The 20,684-nt window shown below is 71.2% G+C and carries 10 protein-coding genes; all 10 read left to right on the top strand.

From position 1 onward, the window contains the following. Nucleotides 1-215 precede the first annotated feature (215 nt). The 10 genes from ACWD5F_RS06990 (at nt 216) to ACWD5F_RS06945 (ending at nt 20,676) form a co-directional block, all read left to right on the top strand. Nucleotides 216-4,289, top strand: coding sequence for a non-ribosomal peptide synthetase (locus ACWD5F_RS06990; RefSeq protein WP_451251853.1), 4,074 nt, complete (start codon nt 216-218; stop codon nt 4,287-4,289). Continuing rightward, nucleotides 4,289-13,660, top strand: a complete 9,372-nt coding sequence (locus ACWD5F_RS06985; protein ID WP_451251851.1) for an amino acid adenylation domain-containing protein — start codon at nt 4,289-4,291, stop codon at nt 13,658-13,660. The genes ACWD5F_RS06990 and ACWD5F_RS06985 overlap by 1 nt, the downstream gene beginning before the upstream one ends. After that, complete coding sequence (locus ACWD5F_RS06980) at nt 13,624-14,499, top strand: TauD/TfdA dioxygenase family protein (protein WP_451251849.1); 876 nt, start codon at nt 13,624-13,626, stop codon at nt 14,497-14,499. Before ACWD5F_RS06985 ends, ACWD5F_RS06980 begins: the two co-directional genes overlap by 37 nt. A gap of 184 nt (nt 14,500-14,683) precedes the next feature. Continuing rightward, nucleotides 14,684-16,546 (top strand): leucine-rich repeat domain-containing protein, encoded by a 1,863-nt coding sequence (locus tag ACWD5F_RS06975; RefSeq protein ID WP_451251847.1) that lies wholly within the window; start codon nt 14,684-14,686, stop codon nt 16,544-16,546. A 101-nt stretch (nt 16,547-16,647) separates the two neighbouring features. Continuing rightward, complete coding sequence (locus ACWD5F_RS06970; RefSeq protein ID WP_185146375.1) at nt 16,648-16,887, top strand: hypothetical protein; 240 nt, start codon at nt 16,648-16,650, stop codon at nt 16,885-16,887. Continuing rightward, nucleotides 16,887-17,264 carry a toxin Doc gene (locus ACWD5F_RS06965; protein ID WP_451251845.1) on the top strand — a complete coding sequence of 126 codons (378 nt, stop codon included), beginning with the start codon at nt 16,887-16,889 and terminating at the stop codon, nt 17,262-17,264. The genes ACWD5F_RS06970 and ACWD5F_RS06965 overlap by 1 nt, the downstream gene beginning before the upstream one ends. A 243-nt stretch (nt 17,265-17,507) precedes the next feature. Continuing rightward, nucleotides 17,508-18,284: a LuxR C-terminal-related transcriptional regulator gene (locus ACWD5F_RS06960; RefSeq protein ID WP_451251843.1), complete on the top strand. Its 777-nt coding sequence runs from the start codon at nt 17,508-17,510 to the stop codon at nt 18,282-18,284. Nucleotides 18,285-18,453: 169 nt separating this feature from the next. Beyond that, nucleotides 18,454-19,848, top strand: a complete 1,395-nt coding sequence (locus ACWD5F_RS06955; protein ID WP_451251841.1) for an eCIS core domain-containing protein — start codon at nt 18,454-18,456, stop codon at nt 19,846-19,848. A 109-nt stretch (nt 19,849-19,957) separates the two neighbouring features. Beyond that, entirely contained in the window at nt 19,958-20,332 is a 375-nt protein-coding gene (locus tag ACWD5F_RS06950; RefSeq protein WP_451251839.1) for a hypothetical protein, read from the top strand. Nucleotides 20,333-20,370: 38 nt separating this feature from the next. Continuing rightward, nucleotides 20,371-20,676 carry a hypothetical protein gene (locus ACWD5F_RS06945; RefSeq protein WP_451251837.1) on the top strand — a complete coding sequence of 102 codons (306 nt, stop codon included), beginning with the start codon at nt 20,371-20,373 and terminating at the stop codon, nt 20,674-20,676. Nucleotides 20,677-20,684 lie beyond the last annotated feature (8 nt).

Genomic DNA, 20,684 nt, shown 5'->3' with positions numbered 1-20,684 from the left:
TGCTTACGACTGTGTCACGGGGGCCGGAAAGAAATCCGAGTGAGCAAGAAAATGGTGTGACCAAGTAATTGGCCGGAGGTTTCGGGAAACGAATTGTCGAATCGCCGGGCCGCTTTCCGCCACCCAACCCTGTGGAATCGCCCCGCGGTGACGGCACGCGCCCGTCCCGGCCGCTGACACCCAGTCCCGCACCCAGGGAAGGCCAGGTACTGCCGGTGCAGAGCACACCCCACCCTGTCCCCGCTGTTCCTACTCCACACGCGTCCGCCGATCCGGCCGCGGCCGGTGCCGAACGGGCGACCTGTGTCCGGCCCGCATCCTTCGCCCAGCAACGACTGTGGTTCCTGGCCCAACTGCCGGGCGCGAACGCCGCGTACAACGAGACGATCGCCTTCTCCCTGGCCGGTCCACTCGACCGTGACCTGCTGGCACGCGCCTTCGATGCGGTGACGGATCGTCATGAGGTGCTGCGGACACGGCTGGTGGATGGAGAGGGGGAGGTACGTCAGCACATCGATCCGCCGGGTGCGGGCTTCGCCCTGACCTTCGAGGACCTCACCGACACCGCGAACCCCGACGCGGGCGTGGCGGACCGCCAACTCGACGAGGAGCAGAAGCCGTTCGACCTAGAGGCCGGCCCCCTCGGGCGAGGCCGCCTTCTCGCCGTGGGGCCCGAGCGGCACGTACTCCTGCTGACGTTCCATCACAGCATCTATGACGGTGTCTCGATGAACGTGATGATGGACGAACTCGGGCAGCTCTACCAGGCGTTCTCGGTGGACGCCCCGAGCCCCCTGCCTCCGCTGGAGGTGCAGTTCGCCGACCATGCGAGCGCCCAGCAGCGAGCCGTCCTCGACGGTGGGCTCGTCGCCCAGGAGGACTACTGGCGGCGCGCGCTCCAGGACGCGCCACCGGTCCTGGAACTGCCCACCGACCGTCCACGCCCGGCGGAACAGCAATACGAGGGCGGGCGGGTCGAGTTCGGTCTGGACGCCGAGGTCACCGCCGGGCTCCGCGGTCTGGCCAGACGGCACGGTGCCACCTCCTTCGTGGCCGTCCTGACCGGCTGGGCGATTTTGCTGTCACGTCTGTCCGGGCAGGACGACATCGTTGTCGGCAGCCCGTTCGCGAACCGGCGCGGACCGGGAGCGGCAGGCATCATCGGCTTCCTCGTCAACTCCCTGCCCTTGCGCATCGATCTGTCCGGCTCCCTCACCGTCTCCGAGGCGCTCGCCCGTACCCGCGCCGTCGTACGTGAGGCACTCGCCCACCAGGACCTGCCCTTCGAGCGCATCGTCGAACTGGTCAACCCGCCACGCAGCGCCTCCCGCACACCGCTGTTCCAGACCATGCTGGCCTGGGTGCCCGAACGACGGGACCTGCTGCATCTGCCCGGAGTCGAGGCCGAGCCGCTGCCCATCGCCCACGCCCCGGCCAAGTTCGACCTCGCCGTGTCGGCGACCGAGTCCGGCGGCCGCATCACCGGCTACCTGGACTACGCGACGGCGCTCCTCGACCATGCCACCGCCCAGCGCTGGGCCGACCATCTGCGACACCTGCTCACCGACATGGCCCATCACCCCGAACGGGGCATCCGCGCACTGGAGTTGATGGAGCCGCAGGAACGCCGACAGGTGCTGCTCGACGGTGACGCCACGCAGGTCGCCGAAGCCCCGGCCGACCTGGGCGGCGCCGCTCACCGGTCCGACCCGACGGAGGCCGCACTGCGCACGGCGTCCGGACTCGTCGAACTCTTCGAGACCCAGGTGCGCGAGCGCCCCGCGCACACCGCGGTCGTCGACCGGGACCGCTCGCTGGACTACGCGACACTCGACCGCCGCGCCAACCACCTCGCGCACGCCCTCGTCGCCCGGTCCGTCCGCCCCGGCGACGTCGTCGGCCTCCACGCCAAACGCTCCTGCGACCTGGCCGTCGGCATCCTCGGCATCCTCAAGGCGGGCGCCGCCTATCTCCCGCTCGACCCGGGCCAGCCCCTGGAACGCCTCGCGGGCATGGTCGAGGACGCCGCCTGCCCTCTCGTACTGAGCGACCACGACAGCGCGGAGCGCGGCGGGGGATGGCTCGACCTGACTGGCGTAGAAGCAGAAGGCGTAGGCCAGTCGGGCCCGCCGGCAGGCGTCGGCCACGCGCCCGACCGGCTCGCCTACGTGATCTTCACCTCCGGATCGACAGGACGGCCCAAGGGCGTGGCGGTGGAACACCGCAGTGTCCTGAGCCTCTTCGCCACCTGGCACGCCCGCATGGGCACGGAACCCGGCGAGGTCGGCTCCGCCTGGTCCAGCATCGGATTCGACGCCTCGATCCACGAACTGCTGTTGCCCTTGTCCACCGGCGGCGAACTGCACATCGTCCCCGAGGAGTTGCGCGGCGACCCCGAAGCCTTGATGGCGTGGATGCGCGACCACGCGGTGACCCAGGCGTTCCTGCCGCCCGCCTACGTCAAGTGGATCGACGAGGATCCCGCGCCGCGCATACATGGCCTTCAACTGCGCAAGCTGCTCACCGGAGTCGAGTCGCTCACCGAAGCCGCGCTGCATCGCATGACCCAGCAACTCCCGGGCCTGCGAGTCTGTTTCGGCTACGGACCCACCGAGGCGACCCTCTACAGCACCGCCTACTACGACCCCCGCCCGCTGGAGCGGCCCTGCCCCATCGGCCGCCCGCTGCCCGGCACCCGTATGTACCTGCTCGACAGCCGCATGGAGCCCGTCCCGCCCGGCGTGGTGGGGGAGGTGTACCTCGGTGGAGCATCCCTGGCCCGCGGCTATCTGGGTCGGCCCGACCTCACCAAGGAACGGTTCCTGCCCGACCCGTTCGTGCCCGGCGAGCGGATCTACCGCACCGGAGACCTCGCCCGGCGGCTGCCGGACGGTGCGGCCCACTACCTGGGGCGCGCCGACGACCAGGTGAAACTCCGCGGGTTCCGGATCGAGCCCGCGGAGGTCGAGGCGGCGCTCATGACCCTGCCCGGTGTCCGCGAAGCCGCGGTCGTCGTCGACCGCGACGCGGCCGGCCAGCCCCGCCTGGTCGCCGGCATCGGCCGTGGCACCGCGCCGACGCGCACCGCCCACGACTGGCGTGCGGCTCTCGCCCGCCGGCTGCCCGACTACATGATCCCCGCCGTCTTCCTCGACCTCGACGCCCTCCCGCTCAACCGCAGCGGCAAGCTCGACCGGCCCGAACTGCTGCGCCTGGCCCAGGAGTCGACGTCCGACCAGGTCAACACGGCCAGTCCGCGCGACCATGTCGAACACGGCCTGTACCGGATCTGGCAGCGGATCCTGCTCCACCCCGACATCGGCGTCAGCGACAACTTCTTCGAGATCGGCGGGACTTCACTGTCGGCCATCAAGATGGCCCACGCCGTCACCGAGACGTTCGGCCGCAGGCTCCCGGTGGCCGAGGTGATGACGCGGCCCACCATCGAGTCGCTGGCCGAGCTGCTGCGCGAGGACGACACATCCCGCGCCCCGGGCAGCCTCATCGAGTTCCGCTCGGGCACGGGCCCGCGCGTGGTCTGCGTACACCCCGCCGGAGGCACCGCGTTCTGCTATCTGCCCCTGGCCGAACTCCTGCCCGAGCAGGTCGGGTTGTACGGCATCCAGTCCCCGGGAGTGAACCCCGGCGAGGACCTCCTGCCCACCGTGGAGGCCATGGCCGAGGCGTACCTGCGGCTCCTCGAACTCCCCGTCGAGGCAAGGCCGGACGGGACACCGGTGGACGGGACGCCCCTGTACGAGGCCCCGCTGGTCCTGACCGGTCTGTCCTACGGCGGTCTCGTCGCGCATGAGATGGGACGCATTCTGGCCCGCGCCGGACACCGTGCCGTCAGCGTCGTCCTCCTCGACACCCAGGCCACCGACGACGCGTCCGCCCGCGAAGAGATCGGCGCCGTCGACGAGGCCGAGTTCCGCGACAAACTCGTGCGCTTCAACGGGATGTATCCCGGCATCGACGACGCCCAGGTCGACCGCTACTACCACCTCTACAACCACAACCGGCTCACCGCCCGCGAACACCTCCCGGCGGCCTCTCCAGCGCGTCTGGTTCTCGCAGAGGGAGTACCGGGCGGTGTCGACACCCCCTTCCACGCCGAGGTCCGCGAGTTCTGGCGGCGGCGCGCGGAGGGTGACTACCGCGTCGAGACGATGGCGTGCGACCACTGGGAGATCCTGGAGGGCGTCGGCGCGTCTCAGGTCGGTGCGGTGTTGAGTGCCGAACTGGCCCATCATTTCGCTCAGTTGGCGCTGCCGATACGGGAGGCGTGATGGGCCTCCGACCCACCGACGACCACTCCTCGTCGGGGCGCCGCCCCGCCACTCCGGCCGCCGCGAAGTCCTCGTCCCTCGCCGACGCCGTACTGGACCAGGCCCGCCGTACCCCGTCCGCCGTCGCCGTCGAGGACGGCAACCGCGTCCTCGACTACGCGGATCTCGAAGGGGCCAGCGGCCGAGTGGCCACGCAGCTCCGGGCCCAGGGAGTGCGCCCCGGGCACGCGGTCGCCGTGTGCCTGCCCCGCTCGTGGCAACTGGTCTGCGTCATGCTCGGCATCCGCCGTGCCGGAGCCACCGTCGTACCCCTCGACCGGCTCAGCCCGCCCGACCGGCAGCGACACATCCTGGACGACTCGGGCGCCGTCGCCGTCGTCCAGGACAGCGGGTTCGTGACCCAACTGGCTCCGTGCGTGTCGGTGTTAGACGCCGACCTGCTCCTGAGCCCCGATGCCGAGCCGGCCGACGAGCCCAGGCTGCCCGCCGTGTCACCTGGGCATCCCGGCGACACGGCCACGGGTTTCGTCTTCTACACCTCCGGCAGCACGGGACGTCCCAAAGGCGTCGAGGTCACCGACGAAGGAGTGCTGCGGCTGGCCCGGCCCGGCTACATCGACATACGGCCCGGCGCTCGCTACGCCTGCCTGTCCAACCCCGCCTTCGACGCCCTCAGTTTCGAGGTGTGGGTACCGCTCCTCACCGGTGGTGTCTGCGTCGTACTCGGCGACACCCAGGTGCAGAGCCCGCACCGGCTGTCGGGAGTGCTCGCCGAGCGCCGCGTCGACACGCTGTTCATCACGGTGGCCCTGTTCAACGCGGTCGTCGAGCAGGTGCCGGACTGCTTCGCCGCCACCGAGCAGGTACTCGTCGGCGGTGAACAACTCAACGCACGGATCATCCGCCGCTGGTACGCGGCCAATCCCAGCTCCCGTACCGTCCTCCACAACGTGTACGGACCGACGGAGGCCACGACCTTCGCCCTGTGTCACCCCATCCCACGGGACTTCGACGGCGACACGATCCCCATCGGCACCCCACTGCCGGGCACCGGCATCCTGCTGCGCACCGAGGACGACCGCACCGCCGAGCCGGGCGAGGTGGCCGAACTGCTCCTGTCCGGACCGGCGTTGGGCCGTGGCTACCGCAACCTCCCCGAGCAGACCGCCCGCAGCTTCGTCCGACTGCCCAGCACGACAGACGCGGAACGGCGTTGGTACCGGACCGGCGACCTCGTACGCCAAGACGCCCAAGGCCGGATCAGCTACGTCGGCCGGGCGGACCGCCAGGTCAAGGTGCGCGGCTTCCGGATCGAACCCGGCGAGGTGGAGCGGCAGATCCTGGCGCAGCCCGCCGTTCGCCAGGCCTATGTGTGTGCCCGTCGCGACGACGCCGGCCGGGGCGAACTGCTCGCCTTCCTCGTCCTGGGAGAAGATGCCCCGGGTGACGCTTCCCTGGGCGATGACCTCTCCTACGAGGCCTACGACCGTCACCTTGCCGCCACTCTGCCCTCCTACATGCGCCCCCACCACACTCACCTCGTCGCCGAACTGCCGCGCAACGCCAACGGGAAGGTCGATCAGGCCGCCTTGTTGCGCGATGCCCGGACCCCGTGGCGCGGCACGCGGGACACCGACGCACCCGTCAGTGACGAGCAGCGGCGGGTGTTGGAGATCGCCGAGGACATACTCGCCGTCAACGGCCTGCGTCCGGGTGACCGTTGGGCGGAAAGCGGCGGGGACTCGCTCAAGGCGCTGCGTTTCCGCTTCGAGATCCTCAGCCGCTTCGGGGTCGACCTGCCCCAAGACCTGGTCCTGACAGCCGACTTCGCCGCGCTCGCGGACGCCGTGCACGCACCGGACACAGCCGCGGGAGAGCACCCACCCGTACCCGTACCCGGTCCCGTGAGCGAGTCGAGCGCACCGGCCACCAGCGAGCAGGAACGCCTCTGGCTGCTGCATCAGCGACAGCCCGAAGACCGTTCCTACGACGTACCGCTCGCCTTCCGCATCCAGGGTCGCGTCGACACCGCGGCCCTGCGTCGAGCGGTGCGCACCCTGGTGGAACGGCACGTGGCCCTGCGGACCCGGCTGGTGCCCACCCCGCACGGACTGGTCCAGCAGACCGCCGACCCCTACGACCCGTGGCAACGACTCGAAGCCCTGCCCGGGGAGGAGTGGCAGGACACCGCCGACCGGTTCTTCGGCCACCGTTTCGATCTCGCGGACGCCCGGATGCTGCGGGTCGCCTGGGTGGCAGAGGCCGATGGCGGACTGCTCCTGCTGCACCTGCACCACGTCTCCGTGGACGGCTGGTCGCTCAACCTCCTCCTCCGCGACCTCACGGACGCCTACACCGGCGGTGGAGCCCAACGGACTTCCATCGTCACTCCCTTGGAGTTCGCCCGTTGGCAGCGCACCTGGCACACGAGCGCCGCCTACGAGGACCGTCGCGCGCGGCTGCGCTCCCACTACGGCCGCGACGGCGAACCGTCACCCGCCCTGCCGGCTCCCGACACGGCGGCCGTGCCGCAGGCCCGGCTGCTGCGGACCTCGCTCGACCTGGTCCGCCGTGGGGCGCTGGACCGGCGCGCCGCCCAACTGGGCCTGACAAGGTTCCAGTTGCTGGTGTCCGCCTTCGCGACGAGCGTGTACGGCGTGACCGGGCAGAGCCTCCCGTTGGTCGCCACGCCGGTGGCGAACCGACCCCGCCCCGAATTCGCGGACACGGTCGGCATGTTCGCCAACACCGTGCTCCTGGACCTGCCGCTGGAGCCGCACCGCTCACTGGACGCCCAGCTCGTGGCCCACTCCGACGCGGTGTCCGCCGTGCTGCGGGACCAGGAGGTAGCCCTCGCCGACGTCCTCGCGGACCCCGCCTTCCGCGAGCGGACGCCTTTGTTCGACTACCTCTTCGTCCTTGAGAACACCGACTTCTCGGCGCTCCGTCTGGACGGCTGTGAGATACGACCGGTGTGGCCCGAGCCGTTGGGCGCCAAGTGCGCCCTCACGCTGTCGGTGGTCGAGCACGAGGACGGCTTCGACTGTCTGTGGGAGTACCGCGACGACATCGGGGCCGAGCGCGCCAAAGCCGCCGCCCGCCTCTTCCGCCAGGCCTTGGACCACCTGACCGGCGACACCGGCGACACTCGCGCCAGCGACCTCACCCCGCACGAACTGGTCGCCTCCTACCGCCGCTCTCTGCCCGACCAGGGCCGAGGCCCCCAGCGGACACCGGACTTCACCACCGTCGCCGACGGTTTCGCCCGACAAGTGGCGCGCACGCCGCATGCCCCGGCCGTCACCATCGGCGAGTCGACCCTCACCTACGCCGAACTCGACGCCCAGGCAGCCGAGTTGGCCGGGACCCTGCGCACCCGCCTCCGCATCCCGGCCGATCCCGCCGCGCCGGCGGCCGTGGCGCTCTACCTCCACCCCTCCGTCGAACACATCGTGGCGCTCCTGGCGGCCGCCCGCCTCAACCTCACGGTCGTCCCGCTCGACCCCGCCTACCCGCCGCCCCTCCTGCGACAGGTGCTCGACCAGGCCGACCCCCTGTGCGTGCTCCTGGCACCCGAGGACGAAAACGTCCTCGCTGCGATCGCGCCCCTGTCCCTGCCACGGCACGCCCTCGCACTCGCCACCGCCCCCACGACCGCACCGCCGGAATCGCCCACCCACCAGGGGCTACGCCCGCTCTACACCCTGTTCACGTCCGGCTCCACCGGAACTCCCAAGGGCGTCCAAGTACCCGACCGGACCCTGTGCAACCTGCTGACCTGGCAGCGCACCGACGGCGGCCTGCGCGGGCCCGCCGTCACGCAGCAGTTCTCCATGTTGTCCTTCGACGTCTCCTTCCAGGAGGTCTTCACCACCCTGTGTTCCGGCGGTCTGCTGCGCTTGGTGCGACCAGCCTGGCGGCACGATGTCCCGGCACTCTTGCGGGAGTTGGAGACCGGGGGAGCGGAGCGGATTTTCCTGCCGTACGTCGCCCTGCAATTGCTCGCCGAGCACGGGGTGCGCACTGGACGCTTCCCGTCCCAGCTGCGTGAAGTCGTCACGGCGGGCGAGCAGTTGGTGTGCACCGACGTGATCAGGCGGTGGTTCGCAGGGCTGTCGGACGCCCGGCTGTTCAACCACTACGGCCCCACCGAGACCCACGTCGCCAGCGGCCTGCGTCTCGACGGCGACCCGGCTGCCTGGCCGCTGCGCCCGGCGATCGGACGACCGGTGGCGAACGCCGTCCTGCGCGTCGTCGACGAGGGCGGCCATCCTGTCCCGCCTGGCGTCACCGGCAAGTTGCTCATCGGCGGTCTCATGGCCAACCGCTGCTACCTCGGCCCCGACGCGCCGCACCGCGACCGCTTCACCGACGATCCCGACGTCGGCCTCTTCTACCGCACCGGCGACCTCGCGCGCTTCGATGCCGACGGACTGTTGCACTACGCGGGACGAGAGGACGCCCAGGTCAAACTCGGCGGACACCGGCTGGAGTTGGAGCAGGTCGAGGCCGCACTGCTCCAGTTCCCCGGCGTGAGCAACGCGGTCGCTCTCGTGGCGGACGGTCGGCTGGTGGCGTGCCTGCAGTGTCGGGGCGACGACCCCGATCTCGCGGAGCTGGCAGACCATCTGGCCGGTCAGTTGCCGGCGTACATACGCATCGGTCGTTTCCGTCGTCTGGTGGAGCTGCCGCGCACGCCGAGCGGCAAGTTGGATCGGCAGTCGGCGCTCACCGCCCCTGGCCGCGAGTTGAGTTCGGCCCGTGCGGCCGCCTCCGTCCTGTCGCCGCTCGAGGGACGGCTGGCCGCGCTGTTCGAGACGGTGACCGGCAAGGCGATCGCCGTGGAGCAGCGGTTCTTCGACGGGGGCGCGACGAGTCTGGACCTGATGCGCTTTCAGCTCCGGTGTGCGGGTGAGGACGATCTCGCCTTCACCGTGCCGGAGTTGTTCGAGCATGTCAGCCTCCGAGCCCTGGCACGCCTCCTGGACCGGCGGGGCGCGGCCACCCCTGAGCCGGCGTCGGTGGGTACCGGCGGCCCGGTGGGGGAGCGGGGCGAGGAACTCGTCGCCGTCATCGGGATGGCCGTACGGCTACCAGGAGCGCCCGACCTGGCCGCCTTCTGGGACCTGGTCGTCTCCGGCCGCCGAGGCATCGAGCACTTCCCGACGACCGACGGCCGGGTCGGTGCCCGCAGCCAGATGGCGGGGCTGCTGGACTTCGATCCGGGTCGCTTCACGATCAGCCCGCACGAAGCCCGGCTGATGGACCCCCAGCAGCGGCAGCTCCTGATGAACTGCGTCGAGGCACTCGCCCATGCCGGCATCGGCGCACCGGCGGCCCACCGCGTCGGACTCGTGGCTTCCTGCGGGGAGAACACCTACTTCCAACGCATGCTGCGCGAGGCCGACCAGACCGAACTCCCCGACACCTTCCGCCTGGCGCTGCACCACGAGAAGGACTTCCTGGCCACCAAGGCCGCCTACCACCTGGGCCTGACCGGCCCCGCCTTCACCGTGCAGTCGGCGTGCTCCAGCTCGCTGGTCGGCGTGCACATCGCCGCCGGGATGCTCCGGCAGGGCGACGCGGACGTGATGCTCGTCGGTGGCGTCCTCGTCGACCCCGACCTGACCGACGGCTACACCTACCGGCCGCAGCACATCTTCTCCCCGGACGGCCACTGCCGGCCCTTCAGTACGGACGCCGCCGGCACCGTCGGAGCCAGCGGCACGGGCGTGGTCGTTCTGAAGACCCTCGCCGCCGCCCGTCGGGACGGGGACACCGTCTACGCCGTCATCACCGGCTCCGGCATCAACAACGACGGCTCGGACAAGCTCAGTTACAGCGCGCCCGCCCTGGCCGGGCAACGCGCCGCGATCCGCACCGCCCTGCACCGCAGCGGCCGTACCGGCGCCGACCTCGGCTACGTGGAGGCCCACGGCACCGGCACCCGCCTCGGGGACCCGGTGGAGGCGGCCGCCCTGCGCCAGGCGTACGGCCTGGCCGACGACGCCCGCGTGGCGTTGTCCTCCGTGAAGAGCCAGATAGGACACCTCGGTGCCGCAGCAGGCGTCGTCGGCATGGTGCGGGCCGTGCTCGCCGTTCATCACGGGATCGTCCCGCCCACGGCGGACTTCGACCGTCTCAACCCTGAGATCGAGGACGGGCCGTTCCGGGTACCGGTGGCGGCGGAGCCTTGGCGGCAGGGCGTTCCGCGGGTGGCCGCCGTCAGCAGTTTCGGCATCGGCGGGACCAACGCACATCTGCTGCTTGAGCAACTCGACGCCGCGCCAACGGCGTTCACCGCGCCGACCGGGCAGACAGCGCCCGAACCTGTGCCCTGCCTGCTCCTGTCCGGCGGTTCCGAGGCGGCCGTACGCGCGGATGGCCGTCGTATCGCCGACTACCTGAGCGCACACCCCGAGGCGTATCCGCAGGTACTGCGCCACCTCCAGGCCGGACGCCCCGCACTCGCCCACCGGGCGGCGGCGGTCTGCACCGACGCCGCGTCGGCCGTGGCATGGCTTCGTTCGCTCATCTCGACAGCGGCACCCTCCCCATCAACTCGACCGACAGAGGCGGGACATGACGCGCAGGTGATCGCCGAGCGCTGGACGGCCGGACACACCTTCGTCTGGCCCGAGGGCCCCGCGAGCCCGCCCTGGGACTTCCCGCCGCCCGCCTTCGACACGGCCGAGTACGACTTCGCCCGCGCTGCCCGTGCCGTCACGCCCGTGTCGCCGGAACGGCTGCCCGCCACCGAGTGGTTGCACCAGCCGCAGTGGACCCGGCTACGCCGAGCCCGGACCTACACAAGTGCCCAAGTGTCGTGCCGCACCGCCGTGTTGGTCACCGCACCGGACACGACCCCTGGCGCATGGCGATTCCTGGAGCGGCACTACGCGCGCGTGGTCCGAGTTAACGCACGGGCCACCAGTGCCTCCGACACCCTCACCCGCCTCGACGACGACCAGTACGAGGTTGATCCCACCAACTCCGCACACCTCGCAGCACTGTTGGCCCGCCTGAGTGATCGCGGCGAACCCGGCATCGACTGGCTGCACGCCTTGCCCTTGGGGTTGGACGGCAGTGTTGACGAGCGTTCGTTGGAGATCGCCCAGTGGGCGTGCCTCGACACGGTTGCCGCCCTCGGCAGGACCATGGCCGACCTCCCGGAAGCGGACCGGCCACGCGTATGGCTGCTGTCCCACCGGGCGCAGCCGGTCACCGGCGCTGTTCGAAGGCCCGAAGCGGGACTGCTCGCCGCGGCGACCGAGACCCCGCGCCAGGAACTCGGCGTAAGAATGGGCTGGTTGGACCTCCCGGGACCCGACCCGGCCGACTGGGCTGACCACCTGCCCGACCTGCTCCACGACGACAGCCACGCCGAATCGACGGTCGCTCTGCGCGCCGGCTTCTGGTGGCACCGCACCCTGCACCCGGTCCCCGCGCCCGCACTCGAACCCGTGGCCGCCACCTCGCCGGTCGCCCCCGGAACCCATCTCATCCTCGGCGGAACCGGCGGCATCGGCACCACCCTGGCGGCACGCCTCCTCGAACAGCCCGGTACCCGAGTGGTCCTGCTCGCTCGCGGAGACAGCACCCCGCCCGCCCTGCGGGCGCACGCGGACCGCGTCACCGTCGTCCCGGCCGACCTCGCCACGGAGGACCCGCACACCATCGCGGCGCGCCTCGCCCCGCACCTCGACGAACTCATCGGCATAGTGCACGCGGCGGGGACAGCCGCCGGTGGACTGCTCGCCCGACGGGACCCCACCACCGCCCGCCACGCCACGGCGGCCAAACTGCGCGGCGCGCTGCTCGTCGAGCGGTTGATCGCCGAGCACCACCCCGACTATGCGGCCTATTGCTCCTCAATGGCCGCTCTGTACGGCGGTGTTGGCCAGTTCGACTATGCGGCGGCCAACGCCTGTCTGGATGCCTTCGCCCAGTACGTACCGCCGAGCGCGGGCGACTTGGACGCGACCGTCCGCATGAGCATCGGTTGGGACGCCTGGCGGGAGGTCGGCATGGCACAGCACGCCCTCGGCGCCGATGCCCGTCACCAGCAGCACTTGGCCGTCGCGCTCACCCCCGAGGACGGCGCGGCGGTCTTCGAGCAGGCTCTGCACCTGCAATTGCCCCATCTGATGGTCAACACCACACCTCTGCCCCAGGCCCGCTTCTTCTACGAACCGGCACAGGCACCGGAACGGGTGGACGGACAGACACCGGTATCCGTGCAGGCACCCGCCCCGAACATGACCCCGGGCCACAGCGACCCCGCCGCCATGCCCGACGACCCCGTCACCAACCTCGCCGAGATCCTGTGCGACCTGCTCGGGGTCGACGCCATCGACCCCGCCGCGCCGCTGTACGACCTCGGCGCCGACTCGCTGACCCTGCTGGAAGTCATCGAGGAGGTCAAACGTCGCTACGGCGTCGACATCGAGCTGTCCCGGCTGAGCCATCGCGTCACCCTCGCCGAGATCCTCGACCACCTCGCCGCCGCCACCCGCCCGACCTCGTCGGTGGGCGAGGAGGTGGACGTGGAGGTGTGGCAGCGCGGCACCGGCCGGGACGTCCTCTGCCTCGTCCATCCCGTCGGCGGCGACATCCAGGCCTACCGACCATTGGTGTCGGCCCTCCCGGACGACCTCACCGTCTGCCTCATCGCCGACCCGGCCCTGCGCGACCCCCAGCTGCCCGCCCGGTCGATCACCGACCGCGCCGCGCACTACCTGGAGGCCGTCCGGACCGCGTTCCCCGACCGTGACCACCAACTACGCCTGGCCGGTTGGTCGTTCGGGGCATGGACGGCCCTGTCCATGGCGGCCCTCGCGGAGACGGAGGGGCGGCCCGTGCACGCCCTGTACCTCCTCGACCCACCCCCGCCCGGCGCCGGCGAACGGCTCGCGGCCTACGACGAGCAGCAGGTGGACGCCGTCTTCGCCCGCGAACTGAGCGGCAACGGCGAGGACTTCGACAACGGCACCGGCCGCCTGACCGAGTCCGGCCGCGCCTACGCCGAACGCCTCGCGCGCTGCTGCCGTACGAACCTCGCGGCCATGACCGAACACCGGTTGCCGCGACTCACTCGGACGCCCACCACCGTGTGGCTCGCCGAGCGCTCCGCTGACGACGTGACCCCCTTGGCACCGGAGCCGACCCCGCCCGACGCGTGGGACGCCCATCTGCCCAGGCCCGTCGGCGTTCACCGCGTCGACGCGAACCACTACGAACTCGTAGCCCCGCCGCACGTCCATGAGATCGCCGCCGCCCTCGCGGACGACCTCGCCGACACCACCCCCGCCCCACCGAACCACGGAGGACCCTCATGGAGGACTACGCACTTCAGGCCGTCGAGCGGCTGACCACCCGGCCCGCGGAGCCGTACGACACCCTCTCCGTCACCCCCGTCTCCCCGCTCCTGGGCGCGGAGGTCTCGGGGCTCGACCTGTCGCGGGAACTGACACCCCAACAGGAGAAGGAACTGAAGCACGCGTTCCAGACCCACCACGTCCTGGTCTTCCGCGACCAGGACATCGACCCCGAGCAGCACAAGAGGTTCGCGGGTGTGTTCGGCGAGTTGCACCCCGTCGCGCTGCCGGTCGAGGGATCCGACCCGTACATCCTGGAGATCAAGGCGACCAAGGAGTCGAAGGAGGTCGCCGGCAACGGCTGGCACGCCGACGGCACCGCGGACGTCGAGCCGTCCCTCGGTTCGATGCTCTACCTGACCACGGTCCCCGGAGGGGGTGGCGGTGACACCTTGTTCGCCAACATGCATCTGGCCTACGAGTTGCTCTCGCCGTCGATGAGGGAGTTCCTGGACGGGCTGACCGCGCTGCACGACGGGGCCCTGCCCTGGGTCGCCGCCGGACTGACACCGCCGCCCGAGTACGACGTGCCGCGCACCGAACACCCCGTCGTCGTCCGGCATCCGGAGACCGGCCGGAAGCTGCTGTTCGTCAACGCCCCCTACACCTCGCACATCACCCAGCTGTCCCGCGCGGAGAGCGACGCGCTGCTCGGCATGCTGTACACGCACATCGCCGGGACGCCGCTGCTGCACTGCCGGGTCCACTGGCAGCCGCGCACCCTGGTGTGCTGGGACAACCGCAGCGTGCAGCATCATGCGGTGTGGGACTACTTCCCGCACACCCGCCACGGCCGCCGCGTGGCCGTCAACGGGACCCGCCTGTACGCCTGAGCCGCCACCCACTCCGTCCCGGGAGGAGCACCATGAGCGCCACCACGCCGACCGGGAGCCCCGCGCCGACCGTCTCCGCTTGGGCGCCGCCGGCCCAACCCTGGCCCAGCACCACATCGGGGCCGGTGGGCGGCCGGCGTTCGGGTCGGGCCGGTGTCGGACCCGACCCCTAGAGTTCCCTGGCATGACTCCGAACGACGATGCCGTCGCCGCCCAACTCGACGAACTGCGCGGCCTGTTGGACACCGCCTCGCCCGCCCGGGCCCGCAAGGCCGTCCGCGAGCTGGTGGTGATCCCCGACGACGGCGCGGCACTGGAACTGGCCGCCCGGTTCGGCAGGATCGCCGCATTCCCCTCGGAGCCGCTGCTCCGGCTCTGGCCCCAGGTCGCCGACCCAGACGGCTTCTGCGCGGCCCTGCTGGCGCCGGCCCTCATCCGCGAGAGCCGGAGCGAACTGCGACTGCGGCGCATGTCCTCGCTGCCCGGCTTACGCCACCTGACCATGCTCCGCAGGCTCCACATCGACAAGTGCAAGGAGATCACCGACCTCACGGAGGTGGGCGCGCTCACCGGCCTGACCGACCTCGACCTCAACGGCTGCGCGGGAGTCGAGGACCTCACCCCGCTCGGCACTCTGACCGAGCTGACCCGTCTCAACCTGCACCGGTGCCGGGCCGTCGCGGACACCACCGCCCTGCTCACCCTGGGGCGGCTGCGCGAGCTGGACCTGAGCATGACCAAGGTCCACTCCACCGCCGGTTTCGGCGCGGCCTTCCCGCTCCTGGAGCGCCTGACGCTCCGCGGCTGCCGGGCCTTCAAGGACGCCGGCCACCTGGCCGGACTGGCCCGGCTCGCCGATCTCGACCTCGGCTGGACCGGCATCCGTGATCTGCGGGGCCTGCGCGGTGTGCCCGCGCTCACCGCGCTGGACCTGCGCAGTTGCGGACAGCTGCGCAATCTGACCGGCATCGACGCCGTGCCGAACCTGGCCGAGCTGACCCTCGCCGACTGCCCCCGGCTGGAGACCGTCGACGGACTCGGCGCCCATTCTCAGCTGACGAGATTCCTGGTCACCGGCAGCCCTGCCCTGCGCGACCTACGCGGGGTGTCGGCGTTGACGAACCTGACCCGGCTGATCGTGGCCGACAGCGAGAAGCTCACGTCACTGGCGGGCGTCGGACCCCTGCGATCCCTGGAGTTCGTTTACGTCTCCGGCTGCCCGGCCCTGGTGGACTACTCCGAACTCGCGCGCCTTCCGTCCCTGGCACGCCTCAACGTCCGTGGCGCCCCGCTGCTGCGTGACCTCATGCCCTTCGCGGCGCTGTCCGGGTTGCGGGAGCTCACCCTCATGGAGTGCGACGGCCTGGTCGACCTCACCGGCCTCGGTGTCCACCCGCAGCTGACCGAGTGGGAGATCCGGTCCTGCCCCAACCTGCGCACCATCGGGCACCTCGACGGACTGCCGGCACTGCGCGAGCTGGAGTTCTCGGGCTGCCCGTCCCTCGCCGACCTCGACCACCTCGGAAACCTGTCGTCGCTCACCGAGGTGACCGTGCTGGACTGCCCCGCGCTCACGGACGTCAGCGGCCTGGCCGGTGCCGCCCGACTCGACGAAGTGGGCTTCTACCGCGTGGCCGCCCTGACCTCGCTGCGTGCCCTGGAGGAGTGCCCCGCGCTGCGCAAGCTCCACATGGCGGGCTGCCCGCTGGTCGAAGACATCCCCGTCGGCTCACTCATCACGCTCCGCGTCCAGGGCGTGGACTGGACGGACCTGTCCCGCCTGGCCGACCACAAGCCGCTCCGGGTCCTGGATATCCAGTCCATGCCGGAGCTGGTCGACATCAGTGCCCTGTCCGGCCTCAACGAACTCACCGAGATCCGCTTCGGCCTCAGTCACCAGCTCAAGGACGCCCGTCCCCTCCTCGACCTGCCGTCCCTCGAGCGGGTCACCATGACCTCCCGCATGCGCATGGACGAGCACTACGGCAACCCCGACCCCGTCATGGTCGAACTGGAGGCACGGGGAGTGACCGTGGCCCGCAGCTAGGTGGGCCCACGGCTCGTCCGGCGAGTGGCTCCATGTCTCGTCCGGCGACGGCTTCCGCTCCGACGGTCGCATGACTGGCACCAAGTAGGTACCATCGCCGTATGCCCTCACTGAACGTGTCCTTCACCGACGAGGAACTCGAAGGCGTGCGCGCGGCCGCGGCGGCCGAAGGCAAGAGCCTCAAGCAGTACCTCCACGACCTCGGCGTCCGCGAGATGCAGCGCAGGCAGTTCGTCGCGGGCGCGGGGGCGTGGGCCGACCGGTTGCGCGAGGAGTTCGACGACGCCTTCCCGGACGAGGTGCCGCCAGCCGAGCGTGCCGACGGAGCCGCTGCCGCCTGATGCACCTGAACATCGACGTCTCCTGGCTCCTCGACGTCCAGGAGTCCGCCCTCGGGCATGAGGACATGTCCGTCACCGACTACTCCGCCCTGGTGGCGGCCATCGCCAGGCACCGGACCAAGCTCCCCACCCTCGAAGCCGCCGACCCGGACGCGGCCTGGCGCGCCGCCGCCCTCATGCACACGATCGTCCGCCTGGAGCCGCTCCCGCACCGCAACAGCCTGTACGCCGCGTTCGTCGCGGCCCAGTACATGGCCCAGTCCGGCGAAGGCATCGACCCGCCCTACGGCGCCCTGTCCGAACTCGTGCGGAAGATCCGCGACACGCGGGTGCGTGTTCCCGCGGTCGCCGATCAGCTGCGCTCCTGGACGGTCTGACGGCATATTCCCCCGGCTCTTTCCCCGGTCCGTTCCGGTCACCGGAACGCGCCGTGACAGCCGGGTTCGCGCGGAGCAGCCTGGTGGGCCAACAGGGCGCGCGTCGGGCGAACGCAGGTCCGCACCGCCGGGCGGGCGCCGGTACTCATCGGGGGATGCAGCCGTATGGACCGTATGGATGGTGTGGACGTCGAAGTGAACAGAGGGGCATCAGGGGGACCGGGGGCACCGGGGATCCGGGTGGTGGTGATCTCGCCGGTCCGGATCTATCTGCAGGGCCTGGCTCAACTGCTGGACGGCGAGGACGGGTTACAGCTGGTGGGTACGGCGCCTGACGTGGGTGTCGCGCAGTCGCTGCTGGTCGGGGCGGACGTCGACGTCGTCCTGCTCGACACGACGGGGGACATGGCCGGCGAGGCGGGTCTCGACGCGTTGTACCGGCTGGGTGAGAGCACCGCGGTGCCGTGTGTGGTGCTCGGCATCTCCGACCGGGCCGCGGACGTGGTGGCGTACGCGGAGGCGGGCATCGCCGGATACGTCACCAACGAGAACTCCTTCACGGATCTGGTCGACACGCTCCGGTCCGCGACCCGGGGCGAGTTCAGCTGCCAGGCCGGTGTCGCCGCGGGACTCGTCGGGCGGCTGGCCGCGCTGGCCAGGGTCCACCGGGGCGTGCGGGCGCCCAAGCTCACCTCCCGCGAACTGCAGATCGTCGCGCTGATCGAGTCCGGGCACGCCAACAAGGAGATCGCGCGGCTGCTGCACATCCAGCTGACCACCGTGAAGAACCACGTGCACAACGTCCTGGAGAAACTGGGCGTGGGCAGCCGGAACGAGGTCGCCGCCGCGGTGCGCGGATTCCGGATGACCTTGCCCGCACCGCCCCTGTCCGCACCGGATCGGACAGCAACGGCCTCGCCTGTAGCGGCCGTTGGCGCGGGGACCGGATCCCGTACCGGTCCCTATCCGGATCCCGTGGATTCATTCGCGCGCGAAAGGGTCCCCGCACAATCGCCCTGATGCCCCCTCTGCGTGGAGGTGCCAGGTGCTCGAGCGTTCCGCGAAAGGCGCACAGGGACAGGACCGGTCCCCGCCGGGCAGGGCTGCGGCCTCCGCCTCGCGGGCACGGACGACCTCTCCACCGGGCCACATCCTGCGGAGTCTCGGGAACGGAGCTCTCGCGGAAGGCGTGGACCTGTCCGCTTCCACCGAGGCACCGTCGCACGAGATGGTCACCGGGGCACCCGCGCACCAGGTGGCCACCGCCTTCCACCGGCACGGCCCCGCGGCCGCCGCGGCTGCGGTCCGTGGGGCCCGCGCGGCCGGCAGTCCGCTGCCGGCCGAGATCGCGTCCCGGGCGAGTGCGCACTTCGGTCTGCCCCTCGGGCATGTACGGCTGCACGACGACGCCTTCGCGCATCAGGCGGCGGCGGGCGTGCGGGCCAACGCGTTCACGGTGGGCGACCATGTCTTCTTCGGCGCGGGCCAGTTGGAGACCGGCACGTCCGCCGGACGGTTCCGGATGCTGCACGAGATCGCCCACACCCTGCAGCAACGCCGGCCGGGCGGGGCCGGCGCCGATACCGAGGCCCTGGAACGTGACGCGGACCGGGTCACGGTGGCCGGCGCGGCGGCGGTGCAGGACATGCTCGGCACGGGCCAGGTGCTGCTGCGGGAGCCGACGTATCCCCGTCGTGCCACCTCGACCCAGATGCTGCGGGAGGCCGACCGGGTCCTCGGACAGGCCAGGAACGAGGAAGCCACCGACCCGACGCTGCGCATGTGGTCGCGCGTCACGTCGAACTTCGAACCGGACGTGACCTGCGGTGTGCTCGCCCGCCGGGTGTGGACCTCAGTCTTCCTGCGGCACTTCACCGAGCCCGAGCAGCGGCCGGGCGTGGAGAGCGCCCACCCGCGCTACCTCTACTCCCGCGACTACGGCTGGATCGACGGACAGCACTTCTTCGCCTTCATCGACTTCGCCGAGGGCCAGGTCAGGGCCGCGGGCAACCGACAGGGCGGCCTCGACCGGGCGACCGCGCAGGGCTCGGAGATCGAACGCAGCCAGCAGAAGGTGAAGGACAAGGTCCTCCTCGGCGCGCCGCCGGCCACCGACGTGACCCGGCTGATGCAGGTCCGCGGTCCGCAGACAGGGCTGTTCGTCCTGCCACGGGCCGCCGCCGGAACCGCCACCCAGCTCGGCGCCAACCTCCTGGCCCGGCAGACCCTCACCGGCGCCCAGTCCGACCTCTTCGACCAGCTGGACCCCGTACAGCGCTCGAAGTTCTGGACCGACAGCGCCAAGTCCGCCTGGAGCTACGAGGACATCGTGTCCAACCAGCTCGGCACCCGGTTCTTCCTGGAGCACGGCGCGGCCATCAACACCCTGCCCGCCGCCGCCCGGCCGGCGGAGTTCACCGCGCGGCTGGCCGCCTTCTTCCAGGCCGTCAAGGTCGTCGACGACCAGGCCGTCCTCGACGGCGTCGCGCGCAACCTGCCCGGCCAGGAGCGCTACAAGCCGCCGACCACGGACGAGGCGAAGGCGCGGCAACTGCACCCCGAACTGTTCACCCTGCCCCGGTGATCCGGCGAAGGATCCGGATCCCGGTCCGGTCCCTTTGTGGACCCGGGGGATTCATGTCAACGGCCGCGCACTTCAGCAGAGTTGTCCTTACCGGAAGCGGTGCACACCGATGGACCCGATTCGAGTTCTCGTCGCGGACATGGTCGCTCTCGACCGCGACATCGTGGCGCGCATCGCCGCACAACCGCAGGACATGACGATCGTGGGCAGCGCCCGCGGAGCGGCCGAGGCCGCCACCGCACTCGACGCCCGCGGGGCCGACGTCCTGGTGACGTCCGCGTCCGGCACCGGATCGCTGGGCGCCTGCCTGGAGTTGATGTGGGCCCACCCGCGCCTGGCCGTCGTGGTCGTGGACCCGGCGGACCCACTGGGTCTGGTCCGGGTCGGCCGGCTCGCCGAACAGGTGCGAGGGGCGGGGGCTCCGTGGTCGGAGTACCTGCTGGACGCGATCCGCTCGGCGGCGGACGCGGCGCGAGAGGACTGAGGGGCGCTGTTCGAAGGCGGCCCCGGGAGGAGGAGCACATGACCGTACGGATCAGGAGCCTGCTCACGTCGGGCCCGATCATGGTCTCGCTGAACAGCGGACGCACCGTCCGGCTGTCGCCCGGGCGGTGGTCGGCCGAGCTGCGCGACGCCGAGCTGGCGGACAACGCCAAGGTGGACCGGCTGAGCCGGCGCGGCGACATCGAGGTGGAGCGGAGCGACGAGGAGTCCGAGGCCTCCGCGGCCCGAGAAGACTCCGCCGCGCAGGAGGCGCCCGCCGCCCAGGACGACACCGGCGCGAGCAAGGGCCCGCGCACCCGGAAACGTACCGACTCCACCGGATGACCGTGCGC

Source organism: Streptomyces sp. NPDC002499, from assembly GCF_053595415.1.
Note: the sequence above shows the minus strand (reverse complement) of the source record. Positions and strands in the feature narration are given on the sequence as shown.

What these genes read in the sequence shown, in the direction of transcription:
- ACWD5F_RS06985 (WP_451251851.1), top strand. Translation starts at nt 4,289, where the DNA reads ATGGGCCTCCGACCCACCGACGACCACTCCTCGTCGGGGCGCCGCCCC.
- ACWD5F_RS06980 (WP_451251849.1), top strand. Translation starts at nt 13,624, where the DNA reads ATGGAGGACTACGCACTTCAGGCCGTCGAGCGGCTGACCACCCGGCCC.
- ACWD5F_RS06975 (WP_451251847.1), top strand. Translation starts at nt 14,684, where the DNA reads ATGACTCCGAACGACGATGCCGTCGCCGCCCAACTCGACGAACTGCGC.
- ACWD5F_RS06970 (WP_185146375.1), top strand. Translation starts at nt 16,648, where the DNA reads ATGCCCTCACTGAACGTGTCCTTCACCGACGAGGAACTCGAAGGCGTG.
- ACWD5F_RS06965 (WP_451251845.1), top strand. Translation starts at nt 16,887, where the DNA reads ATGCACCTGAACATCGACGTCTCCTGGCTCCTCGACGTCCAGGAGTCC.
- ACWD5F_RS06950 (WP_451251839.1), top strand. Translation starts at nt 19,958, where the DNA reads ATGGACCCGATTCGAGTTCTCGTCGCGGACATGGTCGCTCTCGACCGC.
- ACWD5F_RS06945 (WP_451251837.1), top strand. Translation starts at nt 20,371, where the DNA reads ATGACCGTACGGATCAGGAGCCTGCTCACGTCGGGCCCGATCATGGTC.